A 14957-nucleotide genomic window follows, 5' to 3' on the forward strand; every position below is an offset into this window, starting at 1 on the left:
CTGCGTGACAGCCTGCGGCTCCCTTCCCACGGGCGAGTGCGTGCCACGGCCGCACCCCCGACGCCGGAGCCGATGCCATGCGTTATCCCTTTCTGCTTGCCGCCATTGCCACCGCCCTTGCCATCCAGCCCGCGCGGGCTGGCGACCCGAAGCCCGAGGTCGAACGTGGCGCGGTGACTGCGCAGGCGGTGGGCGTGGCACATACGTTGCGGACGATCCCGGAGGCGTGCGCTCGCCTGGAGGGCGCCTTCACCGGCCAGGCCGGGGCGCCCTACCGTTTCGCGGTGGTCCGCACCAGCCCGAACTGCCAACCCCGCGCGCAGTTCGTGGAGGCGGCCCAGGCCAGCCCCTCCGTGCAGGCCGGATGGGTGCTCAACGACCTCATCCGCGTCCCCCAGGCCGACTGCCAGACCCGGCAGGCCGTGGTGCGGGTGTGGCGCAAGCCGCTCGCGCAGGCGCAGGCGACGCAGCGCGATGGCCAGGGACAGATGCGGCTGTACCTGGAAGACCTGCGCAACTCGGCCAAGGCCGGGAAGCTCGACGCCGTGCCGAAGTTTGCCGCGACGATGGCGGTCGAAGGACTGCCGTGCGGCGGCTGACCCTGCAGCGGCAGGCCCGCCCCCTGGCATCGGAAGAATGACCGGAAGACGGGTCGCGTAATCAGTCCTGCCAGTCCGGCAGCCGCTTGGGCACCGGCTGGTTGCGCAGGGTCACGTAGTCGGGCAGGCCGTCGCGCCCATAGGGCGGCGGAGCCTCGCCCCGGATAAGCGGCTGCAGGTAGGCCCGGGCCTTGGCGGTGATGCCATGGCCGTCGCGGCGGATGAAGGCGGCCGGCATCTTCTTTTCGTGGTTGGCGATCTTCGACAGCGGTGCCGGCTCGATCTTCCAGCGGTACGGGGCATCGGAAGTCCGCACGATCACCGGCATCACCGAGTTCCTGCCGGCCAGTGCGTATTCGACTGCGGCGGTGCCCACGGCGATCGCCTGCTCCAGGTCGGTCCGGGACGCGATGTGGCGCGCGGAGCGTTGCAGGTAGTCGGGCAGGGTCCAGTGCACCTTGAATCCAAGCATGTCCTTTACCCGGCCGGCCAGATGCGAGGCCACGCCTCCCAGCTGGGTGTGTCCGAAGGAATCCTTGCCGCCCCCGGCATCGGCGATGAAGCGACCCTCTGCGTCCTGAATGCCCTCGCTGGCCACGACCACGCAATAGCCCACGCGCTCGACCGTAGCCTTCACCCGCTTGAGGAAGTCCGCTTCGTCGAAGGGGCGCTCGGGGAACAGGATCAGGTGCGGTGCCTGGTCCGGACCCTCGCCGGCCAGCCCCGCGGCGGCCGCAAGCCAGCCGGCGTGGCGGCCCATGGCTTCGTAGACGAAGACCTTGGTGGAGGTGTCGGCCATCGCCGCGACATCCAGCGCCGCCTCGCGTACCGACACCGCGGTGTACTTCGCGGCCGAACCGAAGCCCGGGCAGCAGTCGGTCACCGCCAAGTCGTTGTCCACCGTCTTGGGCACGCCCACGCAGGTCAACGGATAGTCGAACTCCGCCGCCAGCCTGGAGACCTTGAGCGCGGTATCGGCCGAATCGTTGCCGCCGTTGTAGAGGAACCAGCGCACGTCATGCGCACGCAGCACGTCCAGCAGGCGCTCGTAGCGGGCACGGTCGTCGTCGAGCGATTTCAGCTTGACCCGGCACGAGCCGAACGCCCCGCCCGGCGTATGCGCCAGGGCGCGGATGTCGGCAATCGACTCGCGTCGCGTGTCGATCAGCTCCTCCCGCAGCGCGCCGAGGATTCCGTTGCGGGCGGCCAGCACCGGGACCTTGCGCGCCCGGGCGGCCTGGATCACCGCCGACGCGGTTGCGTTGATGACGGCGGTGACGCCGCCGGACTGGGCGTACAGCAGGGTTCCGGATGCCATGGGCGGGTCCATTGTTCGTGGGGGTGCCGGCCGGATGGGGTAAGCTGGCGGCCGTTTGCCGGCGGGGCAGGCGCTGCCGGAGTGTAGCGCCGCCCGTGCAGGCGCCAGGTCCAGACTGCGGGAGCGATGTAGATGCGATTGGTACTTCTGGGTGCGCCCGGTTCCGGCAAGGGCACGCAGGCCGCACGGCTCGAGGAGCACCTGCAGGTGCCGCACATTTCCACCGGCGACCTGCTGCGCGCCGAAGTCGCCGCCGGCAGCACGCTGGGGCGCGAGGCCAAGGAAGTCATGGCCCGGGGCGAACTGGTCAGCGACGCCATCCTGCTGGGCATGCTGGAAGACCGCTTCTCGCGGCCCGATACCGCCGGGGGGTTCATCCTCGACGGATATCCGCGCAACCTGGCACAGGCCGACGCGCTTGACGCGTTGCTCAAGCGCATCGGCCAGCCGATGGACGCCGCGGTGCAGCTGGACGTGGCGACCGACCTCCTGGTGGAGCGCATCGCCGGCCGGGCCGCGGCCGAGGGGCGGGCCGACGACACCCCCGATTCGGTGCGTACGCGACTGCAGGTGTACGACTCGCAGACGGCGCCGGTGATCGGTTTCTACCGCACCCACGGCCAGCTGACGGTGGTGGACGGCGTGGGCACGCTGGACGAGGTGTTCACCCGCATCATCGAGGCCATCGCGCCGGTGCGCGAAGTCGGCTGATCCCGCGGGTCCGGCGCCGCTGACACGATCGACTGCACTGCCGCCACGGCGATGCCGGGCGCGTCCCGCGCACCCCGGCCACGAACCACAGGTCACCCCGCCATGAAACTGCACATCCTGGGCATCGCCGGCACCTTCATGGGCGGCGTGGCGGCGCTGGCCCGCGAGCTGGGCCACGAGGTCGAAGGCAGCGACCAGGCCGTGTACCCCCCGATGTCCACCCAGCTGGAGCAGCTGGGCATCGCGCTGCGGCAGGGCTACCAACCGTCGAACATCTCGGCCGACTGCGACGGCATCGTCGTGGGCAACGCGCTTTCGCGCGGCAATCCCGCGGTCGAGGCGGTACTTGACCAGGCGCGCCCCTATACCTCCGGTGCGCAGTGGCTGGCCGAGCAGGTGCTGCCCGGGCGCGAGGTGATCGCCGTCGCCGGCACGCACGGCAAGACCACCACCTCGACCATCCTGGCCTACCTGCTGCAGGCGGCCGGCGCCGAGCCCGGCTTCCTGATCGGCGGCGTGGCCGAGGACTTCGGGGTATCGGCGCGCACCGGCCAGGGCCGTGCGTTCGTCGTTGAAGCCGACGAGTACGACACCGCCTTCTTCGACAAGCGCAGCAAGTTCGTCCACTACCGGCCGCGCATCGCCATCCTCAACAACCTGGAGTTCGACCACGCCGACATCTTCCCGGACGTGGCCGCGATCCAGCGGCAATTCCACCACCTGGTGCGCACCGTGCCCCGCAATGGCCGGCTGATCGTCAATGGCGAGGACGCGCGCCTGGGCGAGGTGCTGGCCATGGGGTGCTGGACGCCGGTGGAGACCTTCGGCCTGGCCGCCGACAAGGCCGGGGACTTTACCTGGACGGCGCGACTGCTCCACGAAGACGGCAGTGCCTTCGCGGTGCTGCACCGCGGCGTCGAGTTGGGCGAGGTGCACTGGCCCCTGCTGGGCAGGCACAACGTGATGAACGCACTGGGCGCGTTGGCAGGAGTGGGGGCGGCCGGCCACGACGTCGCCGCCGTGCTGCCTTCGCTTGCCGCGTTCCGCAGCGTCAAGCGGCGCATGGAGCTGGTTGGCACGCACGCCGGGGTCAGCGTCTACGACGACTTCGCCCACCACCCCACGGCCATCGCGACCACGTTGTCCGGGCTGCGCGCGCGCGTGGGCGGGGCACGCATCGTGGTGGCGATGGAGCCGCGCAGCAACTCGATGCGGCTGGGCGCGCATGCCGACGCGCTGGCGCCGTCGCTGGCCGGCGCCGACGCGGTGGTGTTCCTGCATCGCCCCGAACTGGCATGGGACGGCGGCAAGGTCGTTTCCGCGTTGCGCGGCGAGGGCGTGGCGGTACCCGACGTGGAAGCGCTCATCGACGCGCTGCACGCGCGCGTTTCAGCCGGCGACCACGTGGTGTTCATGTCCAACGGCGGTTTCGACGGGGCGCCGCGCCGCTTCCTGCAGGCGCTGCACGACGCCCACTGATGGCTCGCCTCCGACGCGCCAAGTAGACTGGTGCGGATGAGCAACGAACGCTCCGCGACCGAATCGCTCGGCCTGTTCCCGCTGCACACGGTGCTGGTGCCGGGGGCCTCGCTGGGCCTGCGCATCTTCGAGCCGCGCTACCTGGACCTGGTCCGCGACTGCAGCCGGGAAGGGCGCGGTTTCGGCATCTGCCTGATCATCGACGGCGAGGAGTCCGGCGCCGCCACCTCCGCCGCGGCGTATGGGACCGAGGCGGTGATCGAGGACTTCGGACGTGGCGACGACGGCCTGCTGACCTTGCGCGTGCGCGGGACGCGGCGTTTCCACGCCCGGCGGGTGCGGGTGCGCGACAACGGCCTGCAGGTGGCGGACGTGGACTGGTGCGGCGAGGACCCGATCGAGCCGGTGCGGCCCGAGCACGCGCTGCTGGCCACGCTGCTGCGCGAGGTGCTGGACAAGGTCGGCGGCGAACACGCCAAGGCGACGGCCGACCGCTTCGACGATGCCTCGTGGGTGGGCTGGCGGCTGGTCGAACTGTTGCCGGTCGCCGACGAACAACGGCAGGCCTTGCTGCAGCTCGACGACCCGCACGAGCGCCTGCAGCAGGTGCTCTCGCTACTTCCCTGACGCCGGCTCCGCCGCGGGCGTCGGCGCGGGATCGACAGGGATCCGCACGCGCATGACCGGCACGCCCGGATCAGCGGGGTGCACCGATTCCTCCGGCTCCAGCCCTGCCAGCGCCGCGCGCAGCACCTCGCGGGCGGTACGGTCTTCCGGCACCGGCAGCCACAGGGCCACCGCGTCCAGCGGTCGGCTCAGGCGCAGGGTCTGCGCGGTGCCGATCCACAGCGGCGTGCCGTCGTCCAGCTGCACTGGCGAAGGCCACAGCCGCAGCGCGAAACGCTCATCGGCAGAGCGTCCCACGCGCAGCATCAGGAGCGCTTCGGCGTGGGCGTCCAGCGTCGCCGGCAACACCGCTTGCCTACGCGCCGGCACGTCGTCGTCCAGCAGCGATACCGTGGCCTGCCAGTCCGCCTGCGGCTGTACCCGCCAGCCCCGATCCTCCAGCCGCGCCTGCAGCGGCGCCAGCGGTCCGGCCACCTGCACGCCCAGGGGCCAGCGCTGGCGGGGATTGCTCTCGTTGCGGCGTGCCGGAAGCTGCGTCCAGCCGTGTTGCCACCATGCGTCGGCGGCCACGCGCTGCAGCGCGACCGGCGAGTGGAACTTCGCCAGCAGGTCGTCGGCGGCACGGGGGGCGTGCCAGAGCGCCGCGGCAGTGAAGCTGCCATAGAACAGCCACGCCATCGGCCGCATCCAGAACGACCGCGACACGTGTCGCCGGTAGGCGATTCCCAGTACCAGCAGCCACAGGATGCCGAACAGCGTCCCGCCGATCAGGTCGCTGGGCCAGTGCGCACCCAGGTACAGCCGCGAGAAACCCACCAGCGTGGTGACCACGCCGGCCAGAAGGTACGGCCACACCCGCTTGCGGCCGGGCAGTTCGCGCGCGATCAGTACCGCGAAAAAGCCGAACGCCACCGTGGTCATGGTGACCGCCACCGACGGGAAGCCGAAGCCGGCAGGGGCGGTGGGCGGTCGTGGCATGTCGATCGCCGCCTCCAGCAGGGACGTCAGCACCAGGCCGAACACCAGCGCAGCGAGCCAGTGCGCAGCCGCCATCCAGCGCTTGCGCCACAACAGGTACGCCATCAGGACCGCCGAGGCGGTGCCCAGCACCATCGGGTCGCCCAGGCTCGCCAGCCCGGCCATCAGGCGGTCGGCCAGGGGATTGCGCAGGCTCCACATCAGGTCGTGGACGTAATGGTCCAGCGCCAGCGGCCCCCCGGAGGCGAGCAGCCCCGCGAGCAGCGTGAACCACGCCCAGCTGATCGCCAGCAGGCACGCCGCCAGCATGATCAGCGACGACGATTCCGGGCGGTTGGGGTCGATCAGCGCCCCGCTGTATCGACCCAGTCGGGGGTGCGCCCGGGTCCACGCCAGGGCACGCGCCAGGAGGCTGTCGGCGTGCTGCGCGAACCAGCGCCAGGTGTAGAGCACGCCGGCCCAGACCAGCGCGACCGCGGCCAGCAACCCCAGCAGCACCAGGGCCAGCCGGTCGGCTACCGCGGCCACCGCGTCGTAGGAGGCACCCAGCACCCAGCCGGGGGCCAGGAACGCCCCGGCCCAGGCCAGGCAGGCCACCGCGCTGGGCAGGGCATAGCGGCGTATCCGCATTCCCAGCATGCCGGCGATGGCCGGCACGAACGGTCGCACCGCGCCCACGAACCGGGCGATGTAGATGCTCTTGACCCCATGCCGGCGGAACAGCCCCTCGCCGCGGTCAAGCCATTGCGGATAGCGTGAGAACGGCCATCGCTGGCGCAATTGCGTGCCCCAGCGCCGCCCGATCCAGAAACTCAGTGCATCGCCGGCGAATGCACCCGCGGCCGCGCACACCAGCGCGTAAGGGCCGTTGATGTGGCCCAGACCCACTGCGGCACCCACGGCGAAAAGCAGCGGCAGCGCCGGCACCACGATGCCGACCACCACCAGTGCATCGCAGAAGGCGATCAGGAAGACCAGCATGCCGGCCGCGACCGGGTTCGCATTGATCCACGCGGTCGCGGTTTCGAGCCAGGCCGGTTCCATCGCCCCATTATGGCAGCGGGCCGCACGTTCCCGGCTGGTTGTCCTGCATGTTGTGGGGCCACGCCGCAGGTCATCGTGCCGCCGCATTCTCCCCATTGCGTACACTGGCGCGATGCCCCACGCCGCTGCCCACGCCGTCGAGGTCGACGCGCTCAAGTCCGACAGCTTTGGCCGGATCGCGTTGATGCGCGGGCCCGATGGACTGTTCGTCCGCCGCGACCTGGCGCACGTGCCCGCATGGTTGCGCCTGCCGGCCTGGTGGCTCGCGCGGCGCGAGGCGCGCGCGCTGTTGAAGGTCGGGGGCCTGCCCGCGACGCCGCAACTGCTGCGATGGAACGGGCGCCAGCTCGACCGCAGCTACATGGACGGCGGGGCGATGTACCAGCGCCCTCCACGGGGCGACGTGGCCTACTTCCGCGCCGCGCGGCGCCTGCTGCAGCAGTTGCACCGGCGCGGGCTGGCCCACAACGACCTGGCCAAGGAGGCGAACTGGCTGGTGTTGGCCGACGGCACGCCGGGCATTATCGACTTCCAGCTGGCCGTGCGCGGCGACCCGCGCTCGCGCTGGATGCGCCTGCTGGCCCGCGAGGACCTGCGCCACCTGCTCAAGCACAAGCGCACCTATTGCCCGGCGGCCATCACGCCGGTCGAACGCCGCGTGCTCAGGCGCCACTCCTGGGTGCGCCAGGCGTGGTTCGCGACCGGGAAGCCGGTTTACCGATTCGTGACCCGGCGGCTGCTGAAGTGGGAAGACAACGAAGGCCAGGGCCCCAAGCCCTAGCCCAGCGTGCCGGAGCGGCTTGAGCGGCGATGTCACTGCACCGCCTGCGTGGGCGACCCCACGGTAGGAGCGACGCAAGTCGCGATCACCAGTGGACGACGGGGGTCGTGACCCGGGCTCCAACGGCATCGCGTTCGCGACTCAAGCCGCTCCTACAATGAGCGCCGACGGCGACCACGGAGCAGCAGCGATGTCCACCCTTGCGGGCAAGACTCTTTTCATTACCGGCGCCTCGCGGGGCATCGGCCGGGCCATCGCACTGCGCGCCGCCCGTGACGGCGCCAACGTGGCCATCGCCGCCAAGTCGGCAGTGGCCAATCCGAAGCTGGCCGGTACGATCCACAGCGTGGCTGCGGAGGTCCATGCGGCGGGGGGGCGCGGCCTGGCCCTGAAGTGCGACATCCGTGAGGAGGACCAGGTGCACGCTGCGGTGGCCGCCACCGTCGAGCACTTCGGTGGCCTGGACATCCTCGTCAACAACGCAAGCGCTATATGGCTGCGTGGCACGCTGGACACGCCGATGAAGCGCTTCGACCTGATGCACGGTGTCAACGCGCGCGGCTCGTTCCTGTGCGCGCAGGCGTGCCTGCCGCACCTGCTGGAGGCTGCCGAGCCGCACATCCTCACGTTGGCGCCGCCGCCCAGCCTGGATCCGCGGTGGTGGGGGCCTCACACCGGTTACACGCTGGCCAAGATGGGCATGAGCTTCGTGACCCTTGGTCTGGCCGCGGAATTCGGTCCCCGCGGGGTCGCCGTCAACGCGCTGTGGCCGCGTTCGATCATCGCCACCGACGCGATCAACATGATCCCGGGCGTGGACCCGGCGCGGTGCCGCACCCCGGAGATCGTCGCCGACGCGGCACATGCCGTCCTCACCTCCACGGGCGCGCGCTACGCCGGGCGCTTCCTGATCGATGACGAGGTCCTGCACGCCGCGGGCGAGACCGACCTGGACCGTTACGCCGTGGACCCGTCGCGCCCGCTGCTCCCGGACCTGTTCCTCGACTAGTTGCTGGACCAGTTGCTGGACTGGTTGCTGGGCGAGGCGCGAGCGTGCCGTGCCACCGCCGGGTCAACCCATTGGCGGGGGCAGGCGGCTGCCGCAGCACCGGCAGAAGCTGGCCTGCGGATCGTGCCCTTCCAGCCCGCAGTCCGGGCAGCCGCGGTTGTCCAGCACCCGCGTCTTGGGGTCGGCCTGGCGCATCGTGCTGGCCAGTTCCGCGGTGTAGATGCCGGTCGGCACGGCAATGATGCTGTAGCCGATCAGGATCAGGATGCTGGCGATGAAGCGGCCCAGCGTGGTGGCGGGGGCGATGTCGCCATAGCCGACCGTGGCCATGGTGACGATGGCCCAGTACATCCCCATGGGGATGCTGTCGAAGCCGTGTTCGGGCCCCTCCACCACGTACATCACCGCGCCGAAGATGACCACGACGGTCAGCACCCCGCAGACGAAGACGAAGATCTTGCGCCGGCTGCGCCAGAGCGCGCCCACCAGCACGCCGCCTTCCTCCACGTACTGCACCAGCTTGAGGATCCGGAACAGCCGCAGGATGCGGAGGATCCGCACCACCAGCAGGCTCTGGCTGCCGGGGAACAGCAGGGACAGGTAGGTCGGCAGGATCGACAGCAGGTCGATGACCCCCCACATGCTGAAGGCGTAGCGCAGCGGCCGCTTCACCACGGCCAGGCGCAGGGCGTACTCGAGGGTGAACGCCAGGGTGAAGACCCATTCGACCGTGTACAGCGCGTTCGCGTGGCGGGCGTGGATGTAGTCCACGCTGTCGAGCATCACCACCGACACGCTGGCTAGGATCACCACGATCAGCAGCAGGTCGAAGTTGCGCGACGGCGGCGTGTCGTGGCGATAGATGATGTCGAACCAGGTGCGACGCCAGCCGGACTCGGTGGCGGGGTTCAACTGTGGCGAGAACAGCAGGCGCATGCGGGACCTCCGGCCGGCGATTGTGCCGCAGCGCGTCGTGCTATCGGCGAGAATGCCTGCAGGCCATCCGATTCCATGCCATGACCGAGTCCACCGCCGACCTCCACGCGCTGGCCGAGCGCTACTTGCTGCCGGTCTACCGGCAGCGGCCGATCGTGCTGGAGAGGGGCCTCGGGTCGCGTGTGTGGGACCGCGACGGCCGCGAGTACGTCGACTTCGCCGGCGGCATCGCCGTCAGCGCGCTGGGCCACGGGCATCCGGCGCTGCTGGCGGCCCTCGTCGACCAGGCCGGCAAGCTGTGGCACACCAGCAACGTGTTCCTCAGCGAACCGCCGCTGCGGCTGGCGCAGGCGTTGGTGGATGCGTCGCGGTTCGCCCGCCGCGTGTTCTTCTGCAATTCCGGGGCGGAGGCCAACGAAGCGGCGATCAAGCTGGTGCGGCGCTGGGCCGCCATGCGGGGCCGGGGGCCGGAGCGGCGGACCCTCCTGAGTTTCCACGGCAGCTTCCATGGCCGCACCCTGGCCACGGTCACCGCGACCGCGCAGCCGCGGTACCACGAGGGCTTCGAGCCGCTGCCGGCCGGCTTCGCCTACAGCCCGTTCAACGACCTGGACGCCGCGGGACGCGCGATGGCCGACGGCACGGTGTGCGCCGTGCTGGTCGAGCCGGTGCAGGGCGAGGGCGGCGTCACCCCGGCGACCCCCGCGTTCCTGCAGGGACTTCGCGCGTTGTGCGATCGCCACGACGCATTGCTGGTATGCGACGAGATCCAGTGCGGCATGGGCCGTACGGGCCATCTGTTCGCCAGCGACGGCTACGGGGTCGAGCCGGACGTGGTGACACTGGCCAAGGCGCTGGGGTGTGGTTTCCCGACCGGGGCAATGCTGGTCGGGGCCCGCGCGGCCGACGCGCTCGGCGTCGGGTCCCACGGCAGCACCTTCGGCGGCAACCCGCTGGCAACCGCGGTGGCCGCCGTGGCGCTGCGGGAGTTGTCCACGCCCGGACTGATGGCGAACGTCGTGCGGCAGGCGGGCGCCATTCGCGACGGCATCGCGGCGATCGACGCGGAGCTGGCGCTGTTCGATGAGGTGCGAGGCGCGGGGCTGATGATCGGCGCGCAGCTGCGTGGGGCGTACGCCGGACGCGCGGGTGACATCGTCGACGCATGCATCGGCAACGGCCTGATGTTGCTGCAGGCCGGACCGGACGTGATCAGGTTCGTGCCGGCCCTGAACATCGGCGACGACGATATCGCCGAGGGGCTGCGCCGGTTGCGCGGCGCGCTTGGCACCCTGTTTCCCGGGCCCTGAAATGCCACGCCCCGACGCCGAAGCAGCCGGGGCGTGTCGGTGACGCTCGCGCCAAGGATCAGAAGCGCACGCGCATCCCCACGAAGGTCATGCGTGGCGAGCCCGGGCGCACGCGGGTGGGCCGGCGCGAGGCGATCCACGTCTCGTCGGCCAGGCTCTCCACCCGCGCGAACAGATGGGCCGCCTGGGTCAGGTCGTAGCTGGCCGACAGGTCCATGACGAAGGCCGAGCCGGTGCGCTCATCGAACCCGACCGGGCCCTGCCCGGCCTCGGTGCGCATCGCGTCGATGTAATTGCAGGCCAGGTTGACGCGCCAGCGACCGCCTTCAACGCCAGCGCGCAGATTGAGTGCGTGCTCCGGCAGGTAGGGCAGCTGGTCGCCGCGGGCGACATCGCCCCACTCCCCGAAACTGCTGGAGAAGTCATTGCGGAATTCGGCATCGGCATCGGTGTAGGTGTAGGTGTAGGTGTAGCCCATTCCCAGCGGAACGCCGACCGACCAGCCGTTGGCCTGGCCCCGGTGGGCGCTGGCGAAGACGTTGAGCGCGTCGCTGAACAGGCAGGTCGCGCCGATGCCCGGATCAGGGCCGACCCGAAGACTCCATTTCGCGGGTCGGACCGTCCGAGCGGCCGTCGGGCCGGCGGGCGAAATCGGTGCGGGTCAGGTCGATGTCCTCGTAGCGCAGGCCCGGCACCACTATCCAGTTGTTCGCGCGGATCTCGTCTTGCACGTACACCGACCACGCCCGCGCCTCGCCGATGCGGATGTCCTGGGTGCCCGGGAGGCCGTCGGTCGTCACCATCCGCCCGTTGTCCATGCGGTAACGGTCGTCGTCCTGGAACCGGTCCTCGCTGTCCTCGTGCCAGCGCCGCCCGACCTCGACCTGGTGGTCGACCTCGCCGGTGCGCGTGGCAAGGCCCAGCACGCTCTGCACGCGGTAGCTGCGGTTGTTGTTGCGCACCACCAGTGCGTCGTCCGGGCTGGTCTGGCCGGTCATCCAGGCGAACTTGTCGGCATGGAGCGCCGGGTTGGCCAGGATGGCGCCCAGGCCGGTGCCGCCCATCCTGGCCAGCCTGTACCGGTTGCGTGCGAAGTCATTGCGGTAGGCGACCGTGGTCAAATCCACGCCATTGGAGAAGTCCAGTTGGTGGCGCAACTCGGCCTGCTCGTGGTCGGTGCCTTAGGCGAGATCTCCACCCCGATCCCGCAATCGACGTCCGGCGCCGGCAATTTTCATGGGCCGGGACGTGCCCAACGGAGGTCGCGTGATCAGTCTCCCGCGATATCGGCGAACGCGCCGCGCGCCGCCTCGATCGTCGCTGCAATTTCTTCCTCGCCGTGGGCGCTGGACATGAAGCCGGCCTCGAACGCCGACGGGGCCAGGTACACGCCCCGCTCGAGCATCCCATGGAAGAAGCGGTTGAAGCGGGCGCCATCGGAGGCCTTGGCATCCTCGAAGGATTCCACCGGGCCCTCGCGGAAGTAGAGGCCGAACATCCCCGGGGCGCGGACGGTGTGGAACGCGACCCCGGCCGCGCGCGCGGCCCCTTCCAGTCCGTCGCACAGCGCATGCGTGCTGCGCTCGAGCGCGTCATGGAACCCCGGCTCGCTGACGAGGTCGAGCGTCGCAAGGCCGGCGGCCATCGCGACCGGGTTGCCGCTGAGCGTGCCCGCCTGGTAGATCGGTCCGGCGGGCGCCACCTGCGACATCAGGTCACGGCGCCCGCCGTAGGCGCCCACCGGCATCCCGCCGCCGATGATTTTGCCGAACGTGGACAGGTCCGGGGTGATCCCGTAGCGCTGCTGGGCGCCGCCAAGGGCGACACGAAAACCGGTCATCACCTCGTCGAAGATCAGCACGACCCCGTGGCGGGTGCACAGCTCGCGCAGATGCTGCAGGTAGCCGTCACGCGGCAGGATGCAGTTGGCGTTGCCCACGATGGGTTCGATGATCAGGCCGGCGATCCCGCTTCCCGCCCTGTCGAACAGTTCGCTCGCTGCCTCGAAGTCGTTGTAGGGAAGCGTCAGGGTCAGGTCGGCGAGCGCGGCGGGCACCCCTGGCGAGTTGGGAAGGCCGAGGGTGAGCGCGCCGCTGCCGGCCTTCACCAGGAAGCTGTCGCCATGGCCGTGGTAGCAGCCCTCGAACTTGACGATGCGGCTGCGGCCGGTGGCGCCGCGGGCAACGCGGATGGCCGACAAGGTGGCTTCGGTGCCGGAGTTGACCATGCGCACCATCTCGCAACTGGGCACGATCGAGGTGATCGCCTCGGCCATGGTCACTTCCAGTGCGTTGGGCACGCCGAAGCTGAGCCCGTCGCGCATCGTGCGCTCGACCGCTTCAAGGACCTTCGGATGCGCGTGGCCGGCAATCATCGGACCCCACGAACCGACGTAGTCGATGTAGCGGTTTCCGTCGACATCGTGCAGGTACGCGCCCTCCGCCCGCTGGGCGAAGAACGGCTCGCCCCCCACCGACTTGAAGGCGCGTACGGGCGAGTTGACCCCGCCGGGAAGCAGCTCGGAAGCGCGGGTGAACAGGGCGTGGGAGCGATCGGTCTTCATCGGGTCTCTTCGGAAGGCTTGCCCTGCGGGTTGCGGGGGTCGTTGGGAAGGGGGGCAAAGGCGCACAGGTAGGCGCGCACGGCAGCCGCGGGATCGGCCGCGTCGAATACGCCGCTGATGACGGCGACCAGGTCGGCGCCGGCGGCTATCAGGCCACGGGCATTGTCGGGGGTGATGCCACCGATCGCCACCCGCGGCACGCCCAGCGGGGCAGCCGACTGCAGAAGCGCAACATCGGCCTGCCGCGCGAGTGGCTTGGTCGGTGACGGGAAGAACGCGCCGAAAGCGACGTAACTGGCGCCCGCGTCCACTGCGCAGCGCGCACGTCCGATGTCGTCGTAGCAGGACGCGCCCAGCAACGCGTCGTCACCCAGGGCGGCTCGCGCCGCCTCGATGTCACCGTCGTACTCGCCCAGGTGCGCGCCGGCGGCGCCGACTTCCTCGGCCAGCCGCCAGTCGTCGTTGATCAGCAGCGGAACGCCGGCAGCTGCGCACAGCTCGCGCAGGGCGGAGGCCTGTCGCGCGCGCAGCCTGGCGTCGGCATGCTTGTTGCGGTACTGCAGCCACGTCGCGCCCGACTCGATGACCACGCGCGCGCGCTCGACCAGCCGCACGGTGTCGTTGTCGTCGGGCGTGATGGCGTAGAGACCGCGATGCGGCCAACGCGTGTTCATGCACGTGCTTCCGTGGGAGCGAGGGGGGTGGGACAATGCGCGCCCCCAGTCCTCGCATTATCCGCCCATGTCCGACGCTGCCACGACCACCGCCTACCGCACCTGGATGTGCGTCGTCTGCGGATTCATCTACGACGAGGCCAAGGGGCTGCCGGAGGAGGGCATCGCGCCGGGAACACGCTGGGACGATGTTCCCGACACGTGGACGTGCCCGGATTGCGGCGTGACCAAGGACGACTTCGAGATGATCGAGGCCTGAGCGGGATTTGACGTCTGCGGTCAATGCGCGGGTATGCCGGGACCGAACGTCATCCGCATCCCGTCCTGCAGGCCGATGCGTGCGGCTTCGCCCGCGTTGAGTTCGAGTACGTAGCGGGCAGGTGCGTCGCTGGGATAGGACGGACAGGCATTGCCGGCCGAGCAGGGTGGCACGCCCCGCTGCTGCGAAACCAGCGTGCGCTCCGCGTCGAAATACAGGATGTCCAGGGCGATGCGGGTGTTCTTCATCCAGTACGCCTGGCCGCGCTCGCGCTCATGGATGAACAGCATGCCGTGGCCGTCTGCCAGAACGTCGCGGAACATCAGGCCGCGGGCTCGCTCGGCATCGTCGTCGGCGACTTCAACCGTGTAGCGGCTGTTCCCCACCTCGACCCACAGGTCGGAGCCGGAAGCGCACCCGGCCAGCATCAGGCCCAGGCAGGCAACGGAGAAGCGCAGCGTGGCGAAGGTGCTCATGGGCGAGGTAGCGGGAGAGGGGCTTGCGACCATCCTGCAGCGGCCACGCCGGCGTCAAGCGTTGGCCGGGCAGGACGCACGAAAAAAATTCCCGCCACCCCCTTCCCAAGCGTGAAGCGCATGTGCACAATGCGCGGCCCTGTTGAGGGGGCGGCCTTTGGGGGCGGCCCTGAACGGGTGGGATCTGCAGCAG

General features: G+C 70.3%; 15 protein-coding genes and 1 pseudogene. 8 read left to right on the plus strand and 8 right to left on the minus strand.

The annotated features are described in order from the left end of the window. Window positions 1-77: 77 nt before the first annotated feature. Complete coding sequence (locus ACJQWL_RS10125; RefSeq protein WP_330968321.1) at window positions 78-599, plus strand: hypothetical protein; 522 nt, start codon at window positions 78-80, stop codon at window positions 597-599. 61 nt (window positions 600-660) lie between these two features. Here ACJQWL_RS10125 and ACJQWL_RS10130 read toward each other — a convergent pair whose 3' ends face one another. Continuing rightward, complete coding sequence (locus tag ACJQWL_RS10130) at window positions 661-1917, minus strand: 6-phosphofructokinase (protein ID WP_330968322.1); 1257 nt, start codon at window positions 1915-1917, stop codon at window positions 661-663. Between the two features lie 132 nt (window positions 1918-2049). Between ACJQWL_RS10130 and ACJQWL_RS10135 the strand changes: the two genes are divergently transcribed. From ACJQWL_RS10135 to ACJQWL_RS10145, 3 genes are all read left to right on the plus strand, one after another. Beyond that, on the plus strand, window positions 2050-2628 hold the full coding sequence (locus tag ACJQWL_RS10135) for an adenylate kinase (RefSeq protein ID WP_330968323.1): 579 nt from the start codon (window positions 2050-2052) through the stop codon (window positions 2626-2628). A gap of 102 nt (window positions 2629-2730) precedes the next feature. Then, window positions 2731-4107 (plus strand): UDP-N-acetylmuramate:L-alanyl-gamma-D-glutamyl-meso-diaminopimelate ligase, encoded by a 1377-nt coding sequence (mpl, locus tag ACJQWL_RS10140; protein ID WP_330968324.1) that lies wholly within the window; start codon window positions 2731-2733, stop codon window positions 4105-4107. 36 nt (window positions 4108-4143) lie between these two features. Further along, complete coding sequence (locus ACJQWL_RS10145; protein ID WP_330968325.1) at window positions 4144-4734, plus strand: LON peptidase substrate-binding domain-containing protein; 591 nt, start codon at window positions 4144-4146, stop codon at window positions 4732-4734. Here ACJQWL_RS10145 and ACJQWL_RS10150 read toward each other — a convergent pair. Beyond that, window positions 4723-6756, minus strand: coding sequence for a bifunctional DedA family/phosphatase PAP2 family protein (locus ACJQWL_RS10150; RefSeq protein WP_330968326.1), 2034 nt, complete (start codon window positions 6754-6756; stop codon window positions 4723-4725). The two genes, ACJQWL_RS10145 and ACJQWL_RS10150, sit on opposite strands and share 12 nt — an antisense overlap. 112 nt (window positions 6757-6868) lie before the next feature. Between ACJQWL_RS10150 and ACJQWL_RS10155 the strand changes: the two genes are divergently transcribed. Beyond that, the gene (locus ACJQWL_RS10155) at window positions 6869-7537 is read left to right on the plus strand and encodes a protein kinase family protein (RefSeq protein ID WP_330968327.1); all 669 of its coding nucleotides are present in this window, start codon (window positions 6869-6871) and stop codon (window positions 7535-7537) included. 190 nt (window positions 7538-7727) lie between these two features. Further along, a complete protein-coding gene (locus tag ACJQWL_RS10160; RefSeq protein WP_330968328.1) occupies window positions 7728-8546 on the plus strand; it encodes an SDR family oxidoreductase in 819 nt (272 codons plus the stop codon). A 63-nt stretch (window positions 8547-8609) separates the two neighbouring features. Here ACJQWL_RS10160 and ACJQWL_RS10165 read toward each other — a convergent pair whose 3' ends face one another. Then, window positions 8610-9482 (minus strand): ion transporter, encoded by an 873-nt coding sequence (locus tag ACJQWL_RS10165; protein ID WP_330968329.1) that lies wholly within the window; start codon window positions 9480-9482, stop codon window positions 8610-8612. Window positions 9483-9562: 80 nt separating this feature from the next. Between ACJQWL_RS10165 and ACJQWL_RS10170 the strand changes: the two genes are divergently transcribed. Continuing rightward, complete coding sequence (locus ACJQWL_RS10170; protein WP_330968330.1) at window positions 9563-10792, plus strand: aspartate aminotransferase family protein; 1230 nt, start codon at window positions 9563-9565, stop codon at window positions 10790-10792. A 58-nt stretch (window positions 10793-10850) separates the two neighbouring features. Here ACJQWL_RS10170 and ACJQWL_RS10175 read toward each other — a convergent pair whose 3' ends face one another. The 4 genes and pseudogenes from ACJQWL_RS10175 to thiE form a co-directional block, all read right to left on the minus strand. Then, window positions 10851-11444, minus strand: coding sequence for a TonB-dependent receptor domain-containing protein (locus ACJQWL_RS10175; RefSeq protein WP_330968336.1), 594 nt, complete (start codon window positions 11442-11444; stop codon window positions 10851-10853). Next, window positions 11374-11952 (minus strand): annotated as a pseudogene (locus ACJQWL_RS10180) (TonB-dependent receptor domain-containing protein); the annotation flags it as partial. The gene ACJQWL_RS10175 and the pseudogene ACJQWL_RS10180, both read right to left, overlap by 71 nt. A 110-nt stretch (window positions 11953-12062) precedes the next feature. Further along, window positions 12063-13355: a glutamate-1-semialdehyde 2,1-aminomutase gene (gene hemL / locus ACJQWL_RS10185; protein WP_330968331.1), complete on the minus strand. Its 1293-nt coding sequence runs from the start codon at window positions 13353-13355 to the stop codon at window positions 12063-12065. After that, window positions 13352-14029: a thiamine phosphate synthase gene (gene thiE, locus ACJQWL_RS10190; protein WP_330968332.1), complete on the minus strand. Its 678-nt coding sequence runs from the start codon at window positions 14027-14029 to the stop codon at window positions 13352-13354. The genes hemL and thiE overlap by 4 nt, the downstream gene beginning before the upstream one ends. Before the next feature lie 67 nt (window positions 14030-14096). Between thiE and ACJQWL_RS10195 the strand changes: the two genes are divergently transcribed. Beyond that, window positions 14097-14288 (plus strand): rubredoxin, encoded by a 192-nt coding sequence (locus ACJQWL_RS10195; protein WP_330968333.1) that lies wholly within the window; start codon window positions 14097-14099, stop codon window positions 14286-14288. A gap of 20 nt (window positions 14289-14308) precedes the next feature. On the opposite strand, the gene ACJQWL_RS10200 is transcribed toward ACJQWL_RS10195, so the two are convergent. After that, on the minus strand, window positions 14309-14764 hold the full coding sequence (locus tag ACJQWL_RS10200) for a DUF192 domain-containing protein (protein ID WP_330968334.1): 456 nt from the start codon (window positions 14762-14764) through the stop codon (window positions 14309-14311). Window positions 14765-14957 lie beyond the last annotated feature (193 nt).

The organism is Novilysobacter viscosus (genome assembly GCF_046600715.1).
Taxonomy (GTDB): Bacteria; Pseudomonadota; Gammaproteobacteria; order Xanthomonadales; family Xanthomonadaceae; genus Lysobacter_C; species Lysobacter_C viscosus.